The organism is Sunxiuqinia dokdonensis, from assembly GCF_001270965.1.
GTDB lineage: Bacteria > Bacteroidota > Bacteroidia > Bacteroidales > Prolixibacteraceae > Sunxiuqinia > Sunxiuqinia dokdonensis.
Genome location: NZ_LGIA01000087.1, coordinates 1 through 9,343 on the forward strand (window position 1 = coordinate 1; position 9,343 = coordinate 9,343).

Here is a 9,343-nt window from a genome sequence, read left to right on the forward strand (position 1 = left end):
GAAATAAAAGATACGATTCCGGCAATCATTACCGAAACCATCCAGGACTTTGCCTAATAAATTGTATATGGCAGGCGGGGGTTTTAGCGGTCTGACAAGTCAGACCTTGCGCCCACTCTCCTGCGGGTCTGACAGGATTTCTCTTCGAAATCCCGCCCGACCACATACAAGTGACCGTTAGCAAACATATTAAAGACGAAACCAAAACTATCAAATGAGCTACGATTTATACTTTTATAAGAATAAGAACAATAAAATATCCGAAGCCGAAGTAATAGAGGAATTCAAGAATACAATTCCCTTCAAGATCAGTGAGATTGACAGTCAAATTGTTTATGAAAATGAACGAACTGGAGTCAATTTCCTTATTGACTTCAATGAACCAAACACAGACCAAGAGGACATTGAATTATTTGACAATTTTGACGAATTTGAATATTTAAATATTAATGCTTCAATCAACTTTCTACGACCAGACTATTTTGGACTTGAAATATTTCCTTTGATAAATAAAGTTGTAGATAAATTGGACTTGTACATCCTAAACCTTCAGGAGTTTGACGAATCAAAACACAAACCCATAAAATGGACAGGCAAAGAACTTTGTGAACATTGGACTTTGCATAATTCCATCGTTTCGAAACAACAATTTAAGGAATTGGGACTCAATTTTATGGCGAAAGAAAAATCAGATAAACTATGGAATTACACAAGACTAATTGATAAAATTGAAAAAGAAATAAAGGAAGATATTTATGTGCCGAATGCTTTTGTAATCCAAAATAAAGACACTCAAGATTTATTCACTTTTATTGTATGGAGTGAGAGTATTCCATTAATTCTTCCAAGAGTTGACTTTGTGATTATTCTAAAAAAGTACAAGAAGTTATTTAAACAAATAGAAGAGATTGGAATGGTTAAATACCAAGACATTCTCGACAAATTTGCATCAGAGTTTGAGGTTTATGACTCTAAAAATGAATTATTACTTCTCAGACAAAATAATGCAGATACAATAAAAAAGGATTTTAATAAATTTCCAATTTGGAAATCACACAAAGAGTTTGGACCACAAGTTTCTTTGGGTGGTTTTGTAAATAATAAGTAAAATACGTTTGCTAATAAATAGGAACATGAGCGGCGTGCAGCGCCCATCGATTGTTCCCGATTGAACTACACCCCGGGGACGTGGCTAAGCACTTATCGAAGGTTTTATTGATTTTTACAGAACAGATCAGGTTGGAAGAAAGTCTGCTTTTCGGAATAGGTCACAAGCGTTTAGCGGCCAGATCCAAATTCTGAACTTTTAATCGGCTAATCTGTTGGTTTTTTGGTGGGTTATTGAGACGGAACAATTTCTGTTGAACCCATTCTGCTCAATCAAACACATGACAGGAGCACGAAGGAGACCCTGTACATTTTTTCTAAAAACGGATCAATCTAAAAGTCATGGAACAGCCATTCAATCAAACAGAGACAAGCTTGCTGGCTATTTTATACAACGAGGGCAAACCAATTGAGTTGACGCTGCAACGTGTATTGGACCGCGAAGACCAGCACGGAAATAATCGGTTAAAATCGTTTAAAGGGTCCCAAATTCAATACGCCAAAAAGAATTTGATCAAGCTCGGATTTATCATCGCAACCGAGGCTCCCAAGCGCCACGACCTGGAAGAGGGCGAAGGCCTGACACGGGTGAACGACGATGTGACCTTTTATTATTTCGATTTGGATAAAAAGTTAAAGTTGAGTCCCCAGGGAGAAGCGTGGTGCAACAGCCATTTCGACAAGCTTTAAGTCAAACCCTACATTTTGAGTCGGCCGGTTCGTTTTGTACGGACACATGCGGACTCAGAAACCTGCATCAAAAAAACAAAGCGTATGAACAACCAAACAAAACTACCACAGGAACGTGTCGATGAGCTGTTTGACATTCTGAAAAAAAGGTTTGAGAAGAACAGTCATCGCCATCGCGATCTCGAATGGACTGCCATTAAAAGCAAACTCGAAAGTCAGCCCGGCAAACTCTGGTCACTCAACGAAATGGAAGAAACAGGGGGCGAACCGGATGTAATTTCGCGCGACGAAAAGACAGGCGAATACATCTTTTGCGACTGCTCTCCGGAAAGTCCGAAAGGCCGCCGAAGCCTTTGTTACGATCAGGAAGCTTTGGAGTCGCGGAAGAAGCACCCGCCAAAGAACAGTGCGCTTTCGCTGGCCGATGAGATGGGCATTGACTTGCTCACTGAAGAACAATACCAACAGCTTCAGCAGCTGGGTGAGTTCGACACCAAAACATCGAGCTGGCTGAAAACTCCTGATGATGTCCGCTCGCTTGGGGGTGCCATTTTTGGCGACCGGCGTTTCGGACGGGTGTTTATTTATCACAACGGCGCCGACTCCTATTACGGCGCGAGGGGCTTCCGTGGTTTACTGAGGGTTTGACCCGACTATGGATCAACGGATGTTTTGAGCCACGGCTTCGGCACAACGCTCCCCATCGATGGCTGATGAGGCAATACCTCCGGCGTAACCCGCTCCTTCGCCACAGGGATACAAGCCTTTGATTCGAATATGTTGCAGGTCGTGGTCATTGCGCGGAATACGAAGCGGCGAAGAAGTGCGCGACTCCACCCCCACGGCTATGGCTTCGTTGGACAGAAAGCCTTTTGTCTTTTTATCGATTTGCTGAATCCCTCCGCGCAAGCGGCTGGCAATCCGCTTCGGTAATTTGTCGTGCAGGGCCGCAGTCACCAAACCCGGGCGATAGGACGATTCCGGCAAGTCAGCCGACTTCTTTCCTGCCACAAAATCGGTCAGGCGTTGGGCCGGTGCCAATTGGGTATTCCCATTAATCATGAAGCAAAGCTTTTCAATCTGCCGCTGAAACTCCAGGCCGGCAAACACGCCATGTTGCTGAAATTCGCGCAAATCTTCGGGCCGTACCTCAACCACCAAACCCGAATTGGCAAAAGGTGAATTGCGCCGCGAAGCCGACATGCCATTGACAACCATTTCGCCGGGCGCTGTTGCTGCCGGAACAATGAATCCGCCCGGACACATACAAAAGGAGTACACGCCGCGATCGTTCACCTGCTCAACAAACGAGTAGGTGGCAGCCGGCAAAAAAGGCCCCCGCTGTGCTTGGTGATACTGAATGGAATCGATCAGGGCCTGCGGATGCTCCACACGAACACCCATAGCGAAGGTTTTGGCTTCGAGGTTAACACCCTGGCGATACAACATTTCGTAAATATCGCGTGCCGAATGACCGGTAGCTAAAATCAGGGCCTCGAACTCAAATTTGCTCCCATCAGACAATGTCAATCCTTTGCACTCGCCTGCTTTAATCATCAGCTCAGTGACCCGGCTGTTGAAATGAATTTCGCCCCCGGATGCCAAAATCTGTTCGCGGATTCCACGAATCACTTGCGGCAATTTGTCGGTTCCCACATGCGGATGCGCATCAATCAATATTTCAGGATCGGCGCCAAACTGAACCAGCACCTCCAAAATCTTTTTCACATTGCCCCGCTTTTTCGAGCGGGTATACAGCTTGCCATCGGAGAATGTTCCTGCTCCACCTTCGCCAAAACCATAATTGGAATCGGGATTGATGAGGTGCTCCCGATGGATCAGAGCAATGTCGCGTTTGCGGTCGCTGACGTTTTTTCCGCGCTCAAACAAAATGGGTTTTACGCCCAACTCAATCAAACGCAGGGCAGCAAACAAACCTGCCGGGCCGGCACCAACGATCCCCACCGGACGCTTGTGCTCCACATTCTGATAGTGATAGCTGGTGGATTCCACTTCGGGCTGTTGGCCAATATAAACAGCCACACCCATGTTGATGCGGATTTGCCTTTGCCGGGCATCAATCGATTTGCGGCGCACCACAATGGCGGTCAGTTCGGTTTCGTCAACGCCTAATTTCTGAGCGATAACCGGACGATAAAACTGCTCATCCGACGCCTGTTTAGGAGTCAGCGATATATTGAGTTCTTTTTTCAACTTATTCGAAATGGAAACTTAAGGTAAAAACATTTGAAGTCAGCTTCTGCAAAGCGGTGGTATAATATTGCCGCTGGGTTTCGCCATCGGGGCCATCATTCAGCATGTTGCCCAGGCCAAGGCTCATTTTCAGCTCGGTTGACAGACGAAAGAAAGGCAGGTAGCTGTCCCAACCCACGCCTGCTTCGAAGTACAAACCGCCACGTTTTACCCGGACCAAATCTTCAACCCCGGTTTTGGAAATATCGACCCGCAAAGCAGGTCCGGCAACCAAGTAAGGCCGTTGGTTGTTCAATCGGCTCGATTTGTATTTAATCAGAAGCGGAAGATCAATGTAAGTTGTTTTAATGGAAAAGTACTCCAATGGCTCGGCACTCGTGCTGTTCACATCGTAAACAGGCACGTTGTACACCAGGCGCCGTTCGCCAAACGACAAGCCGGGAAGAAAACGAAGGTTGAAATACTCGCCCAAGCGTAAGCTGGTGACAATGCCCACGGTCAGTCCGGGAACCTGCTGCGCAATATCGGCTTGCACCGTGTCGAATTTTGTGATTTCGTGTCCGTCGAAGTTACCCCACTCTTTGTAAACAAAGTCAGGATTTTCACCAATTGGCCGGTAGTGTTCCAGTCGGAAGTCAAGCGTATTCACAGCAATCGTAAATCCAAAGTGCAAGGGTTTATCATCGAAAGTCGTCAAGTGTTTCACATGCTGGCGCTGAGCAAAAACACTTGCCGAAATACAAAAAAGAATGATGATGATGATGAGCTTTTTCACTGATTCCGATCAATTTTAAGTACTAATTCAAAAACCGTCGTTTTCAAAAATTATTGTTTGTCAATATACGTAAATCACGCCATATTATTTTCGGGCAATATAAATTGTTGCAATACCAAAAGTGAGTCTTTTTTGGCTCACCTCCGAAAATCCGGTTTCCCTCAGAATATTCAGCATGTCCTGATCATCAGGAAAAGCCATGACCGACTCGGGCAAATAGGCGTATGCCGACGAATCTTTTGAAACCAGTCCGCCAATAAATGGCAGAATATGAAAAAAGTAAAACCGGTACAATTGCTTAAACGGAAAATGTTTGGGCTTCGAAAACTCAAGAATGATGGCCACTCCCCCGTTTCGCAGTACCCGGTGAAATTCATCCAGCCCTTTTTGCAGCGTTTCAAAATTTCGTACGCCAAAGGCCACTGTAATGGCATCGAACGTAGCGTCCTCGAATGGCATGTTTTCAGAATCGCCTTTTTGAAATCGGATCAGCGAATCGAGTCTCAGCTTTTTCACTTTCTCCTCTCCCACCCGGATCATTTGCTCCGATAGGTCGAAACCCACAATTTCGTCGGCATTCAATTTCGATGCAGCAATCGCAAAATCACCAGTTCCGGTGGCCACATCCAGAATCTGCTTTGGCTTTTCGGCCGCCAAAATGCGCACGGCTTTTTTACGCCACAGCTTATCAATTCCCAAACTTAAAAAGTGATTCAGGAAATCATATTTTGGTGCAATATTGTCGAACATCTGCTCGACCTGCTGCTTTTTGTTTTGATCAGAATTTTGATATGGAGCTACTGTCATTCAGCGTTTGGTATCATTTTATCAATATAACCCAGCGATTCATCATCGATCCGGATTTCGCCCTTTGTTACGTGTCCGAGGGTAAAAAACGGCAGTTTGGTGCTTTGCATGAAATCGACAAAGTCATCTTCATTTTCCTGCGGAACACCCACAATCAAACGTCCCATAGACTCGCCAAACAAAAAGGCATCGCGGCGGATTTCGGCGTCGGTAGTAATATCAAAACCCAATCCTGCGGGCATTCCGGCACGTAGCAACGAAAAGAAAAGCCCACCTTTGCCAACCGGACTGGCCGATGAAATCAGCTGCTTTTCAATCAACTGCTTCATGGTTTGCTGGAGGCGAACTTCAATATCAATGTCGAATTTCGGCAGTGGCGAATCATAAATCTCGTGGTAGAATTCGAGGTATTCCGACGAATTGATATCATCGAATGATTTTCCAATTACAAAAATATTATTGCCTTTTTTCTTCAGTTTGTGCGTAATGACTTTATTCTTGTCTTCCACGCTTCCCATCAAACTCACAATAATGGTTGGCGTAACAGCGCCATGCCCGCTAAAGTAGTCGAAACGGATTTTGCGGTCCGAAATCTTGACGCCAAAATTTTTGCAGGCATTTTCCAAGCCTTTTTTGGCTCCCGACGCGATAAACTGTCCGTTGGGATGTGCAATGTTGATGTGATACAGAAACGCACTCACCGCTTCGGGTTTGGCACCATAGCAGGCCATACGCCGTGCTGCCCGGCTGATGAGAATTTCAATCGCCGTCTTCGGATCGGTTTCCAAATGATGATGAAAGGCATGCGTGGTCATAGCCATCATCTGCCCGTTGTCAGCTGTAAAGATTCCTGAATCATCGGTTTCTCCGTTGGCAACACTTTCCAGATCAAATCCTTCTTCACTAAAGTGATTAAAATAATTAACCGGAGCCAGGTTTGGATTGACCATCAGGTTAAAAACGATATCATTGATATCTTTGGGCTCTTCAATTTGATCAATGGAGAACACCTCTTGGTTTTCAGCAATTTCAGCCATAACTTTTCTTTCTTTACTTCGATAATGGAAACAAAAATAGTCAAGTAGTTGATTTTTCCATAAAAAAAAGGGAATTTTAATTCCCCTGAAACAAACATCAAAATGCCATGAAACAAAGAATTGCTTTAATAACCGGAGCTACAGCCGGAATTGGTTTCGAAACTGCTAAAATACTTTCAGAGAATCATTTCAACCTCATAATCACCGGAAGGCGACAAGACCGGCTGGAAAAAATACAGCAGGAATTGGAAAATGAAAACTGCCAGGTGAAGACCTTGTGTTTCGATGTTCAACAAAAAAAGGAGGTTGACCAAGCACTGGCTTCGCTTACCGAAGACTGGAAAAAGGTGGATATTTTAGTGAATAATGCCGGACTGGCTGCCGGACTCGATCCGGTAAACCAAGCCAATGTGGACGACTGGGAGGCAATGATTGACACCAACATCAAAGGCCTGCTTTACATGACCCGCGAAGTTTCCAACTGGATGATTGCCCGGCAGCAGGGACATATTCTGAATATCTCGTCCATTGCCGGCGTTCAAACCTACCCCAATGGCTCGGTCTATTGCGCCACCAAACATGCGGTGAATGCCATCAGCAAAGCCATGCGTATTGAGTTGGCACCGCACAACATCAAGGTAGGGACGATCAGCCCCGGGGCGATTGAAACGGAGTTTTCGCTGGTTCGTTTCAAGGGCGACCAGGAGCAAGCGGCTAAAGTTTATGAAGGTTTTACACCCTTAAGTGCCCGCGACATTGCAGAAAGTATTTACTTTGTGCTGTCAAGGCCGGCGCATGTCAACATCGATGATCTGCTGATCATGCCAACGGCACAAGCCTCAGCCCGAGATATTTTCAGAAAAGATTAAAGGGGTTGGTTATTGGTAATTCGAGATTGGTTATTAGCCATTGGTTATTGGTCATTGGAAAATCGTCAATCGTAAATGATTAAATCGTAAATGATAATAGATTCTACCTATTTAAAGGCATTCACCCAACAAGTATTTGAAAAAATGGGATGCCCTGCCGAAGAAGCCTTGCTGGCGGCTGACTGTCTCAACCAGGCTGACCTGCGTGGTGTGGATTCGCATGGCGTGGCCCGCCTGAGTGGCTATGTGCGCTTGTGGGAAAAAAAACGACTGAACGCACGACCCAACATGCGGGTGGTTCATGAAACGCCATCAACTGCCGTACTCGATGCCGACCTGGCACTGGGCTTGGTTGCCGGCCCCAAAGCCATGCGTTTGGCTATGGACAAAGCCCGGCAGGTGGGCAGTGGCTGGGTCGCGGTAAAAAACTCGAACCACTACGGAATAGCAGGTTTCCATGCCATGATGGCTTTGGAAGAAGACATGATTGGCCTGTCGATGACCAATGCGAGTCCGCTGGTTTCGCCAACCTTTTCAAAAAGCCGGTTTTTAGGAACCAACCCCATTGCTGTGGCGATTCCCGCTAAGGATGAACCCCCTTTTGTGATGGATATGGCTACCACCACCGTTGCCAATGGCAAGCTGGAGGTGCTGCAACGAAAGGGAGAAGATGCGCCGCTGGGCTGGGCACAGGACAAAGACGGCCAGCCCACGACCGATGCCTTCGCCCTGAAAAAAGGAGGCGCGATGCTTCCGTTGGGTGGCGACCGCGAACACGGCAGCCACAAAGGCTATTGTTTGGGTGCCATGGTCGATATTTTTTCGTCGGTTTTATCGGGTGCCAACTACGGCCCCTGGGTTCCGCCGTTTGTCGCTTTTCTGGAACCACCAACCGACCCGGTGGGCGATGGGATTGGCCATTTTTTCGGAGCTTTTCGAATTGACGCTTTCCGCCCAGCCAATGAATTTAAAGAACACATGGACAACTGGATTCGAACATTTCGTCAGGCGGAACCAGTCAACGCCGGCGATCAGGTACTGATTCCGGGCGACCCCGAGCGGATGCTGACCCGTGAGCGACTGGCCAACGGTGTTCCGGTACAGCAAGCAGTTGTTGAAGACCTGGAAAACCTGGCTTCAAAATTTGAATTAACTTTTAACGCCAAACAAAATGCCTAAAACACTGGTTATTACCCCGGTTAAAGACTCCATTGAAACCACCCTGCAAACCATTCAGGCGATCCATCAGGCAGATGGCGATCACCTGCACGTGATTTACAACGATTTTAGTTCGCCGGAAACCAAAACCATTCTGGAAGAAAAAAAGGCAAGGTTTGGCTACGAGCTGGTCAATCTCGAAGATGTTACCCAAACACCGTCGCCCAATTACAACCTGGTGCTTCAGATGGCTCAAAAGCGGGCGCTGGAATTAAATGTTCCGCTAGTGATCGTGGAGTCGGATGTCATCATAAAAAAAGATACCCTGGACAAGATGCACGAGCTGAGCCAAAGCCTGACTGTTTGCGGCATGCTGGGTGCTGTAACCACCGACGAATCAGGGCAAATCAACTTTCCGTACCTGAATTTCAAAAATGAAAAGCAGCCAATCGCAGACACCTCCCATAGCTTGAGTTTTTGCTGCACCCTGCTTTCAACCGACTTGCTGAAAGGCTTTTCATTCACCGAACTGTCGAGCGAAAAGCATTGGTACGACGTTTTTATTTCACGGAAATCGAAATTGCTTGGCTTTAAAAACTACCTGGTTACCACCCTGCCGGTGATCCACAAACCACACAGCAGTCGCCCGTGGAAACAATTAAAATACACCAACCCAATCAAATATT

Annotated in this window: 10 protein-coding genes; 6 read left to right on the forward strand and 4 right to left on the reverse strand. The window is 46.3% G+C overall.

What is annotated here, in order from left to right; translation table 11 throughout:
* The first annotated feature begins 214 nt into the window (after window positions 1–214).
* From NC99_RS06980 to NC99_RS06990, 3 genes are all read left to right on the forward strand, one after another.
* On the forward strand, window positions 215–1,108 hold the full coding sequence (locus NC99_RS06980) for a hypothetical protein (RefSeq protein WP_053181443.1): 894 nt from the start codon (window positions 215–217) through the stop codon (window positions 1,106–1,108).
* Window positions 1,109–1,449: 341 nt separating this feature from the next.
* Window positions 1,450–1,797: a hypothetical protein gene (locus NC99_RS06985; RefSeq protein ID WP_053181460.1), complete on the forward strand. Its 348-nt coding sequence runs from the start codon at window positions 1,450–1,452 to the stop codon at window positions 1,795–1,797.
* 84 nt (window positions 1,798–1,881) lie between these two features.
* Window positions 1,882–2,445 (forward strand): DUF4256 domain-containing protein, encoded by a 564-nt coding sequence (locus tag NC99_RS06990; protein ID WP_053181475.1) that lies wholly within the window; start codon window positions 1,882–1,884, stop codon window positions 2,443–2,445.
* A 12-nt stretch (window positions 2,446–2,457) separates the two neighbouring features.
* Here NC99_RS06990 and NC99_RS06995 read toward each other — a convergent pair whose 3' ends face one another.
* The 4 genes from NC99_RS06995 to NC99_RS07010 form a co-directional block, all read right to left on the reverse strand.
* Window positions 2,458–4,011 (reverse strand): NAD(P)/FAD-dependent oxidoreductase, encoded by a 1,554-nt coding sequence (locus NC99_RS06995; RefSeq protein WP_053181462.1) that lies wholly within the window; start codon window positions 4,009–4,011, stop codon window positions 2,458–2,460.
* 1 nt (window position 4,012) lies between these two features.
* Window positions 4,013–4,786, reverse strand: coding sequence for a type IX secretion/gliding motility protein PorT/SprT (gene porT / locus NC99_RS07000; RefSeq protein WP_053181464.1), 774 nt, complete (start codon window positions 4,784–4,786; stop codon window positions 4,013–4,015).
* Window positions 4,787–4,870: 84 nt separating this feature from the next.
* On the reverse strand, window positions 4,871–5,593 hold the full coding sequence (ubiE, locus tag NC99_RS07005) for a bifunctional demethylmenaquinone methyltransferase/2-methoxy-6-polyprenyl-1,4-benzoquinol methylase UbiE (RefSeq protein WP_053181466.1): 723 nt from the start codon (window positions 5,591–5,593) through the stop codon (window positions 4,871–4,873).
* On the reverse strand, window positions 5,590–6,630 hold the full coding sequence (locus NC99_RS07010) for an AIR synthase-related protein (protein ID WP_053181467.1): 1,041 nt from the start codon (window positions 6,628–6,630) through the stop codon (window positions 5,590–5,592). The genes ubiE and NC99_RS07010 overlap by 4 nt, the downstream gene beginning before the upstream one ends.
* 107 nt (window positions 6,631–6,737) lie before the next feature.
* Here NC99_RS07010 and NC99_RS07015 point away from each other — a divergent pair, with 107 nt between their 5' ends.
* From NC99_RS07015 to NC99_RS07025, 3 genes are all read left to right on the forward strand, one after another.
* Window positions 6,738–7,499 carry an SDR family NAD(P)-dependent oxidoreductase gene (locus NC99_RS07015; protein WP_053181469.1) on the forward strand — a complete coding sequence of 254 codons (762 nt, stop codon included), beginning with the start codon at window positions 6,738–6,740 and terminating at the stop codon, window positions 7,497–7,499.
* Between the two features lie 90 nt (window positions 7,500–7,589).
* On the forward strand, window positions 7,590–8,678 hold the full coding sequence (locus NC99_RS07020) for an Ldh family oxidoreductase (RefSeq protein WP_053181471.1): 1,089 nt from the start codon (window positions 7,590–7,592) through the stop codon (window positions 8,676–8,678).
* Window positions 8,671–9,343, forward strand: a 673-nt coding sequence (locus NC99_RS07025) for a glycosyltransferase family 2 protein (protein WP_053181473.1), incomplete at its 3' end; no start/stop codon positions are given. The genes NC99_RS07020 and NC99_RS07025, both read left to right, overlap by 8 nt.

Bases quoted from the DNA above. Each gene is read 5' to 3' on its own strand.
- ubiE (WP_053181466.1), bottom strand. From the start codon at position 5,593: ATGACAGTAGCTCCATATCAAAATTCTGATCAAAACAAAAAGCAGCAG.
- NC99_RS06985 (WP_053181460.1), top strand. From the start codon at position 1,450: ATGGAACAGCCATTCAATCAAACAGAGACAAGCTTGCTGGCTATTTTA.
- NC99_RS07010 (WP_053181467.1), bottom strand. From the start codon at position 6,630: ATGGCTGAAATTGCTGAAAACCAAGAGGTGTTCTCCATTGATCAAATT.
- NC99_RS07015 (WP_053181469.1), top strand. From the start codon at position 6,738: ATGAAACAAAGAATTGCTTTAATAACCGGAGCTACAGCCGGAATTGGT.
- NC99_RS07020 (WP_053181471.1), top strand. From the start codon at position 7,590: ATGATAATAGATTCTACCTATTTAAAGGCATTCACCCAACAAGTATTT.
- NC99_RS06990 (WP_053181475.1), top strand. From the start codon at position 1,882: ATGAACAACCAAACAAAACTACCACAGGAACGTGTCGATGAGCTGTTT.
- NC99_RS06980 (WP_053181443.1), top strand. From the start codon at position 215: ATGAGCTACGATTTATACTTTTATAAGAATAAGAACAATAAAATATCC.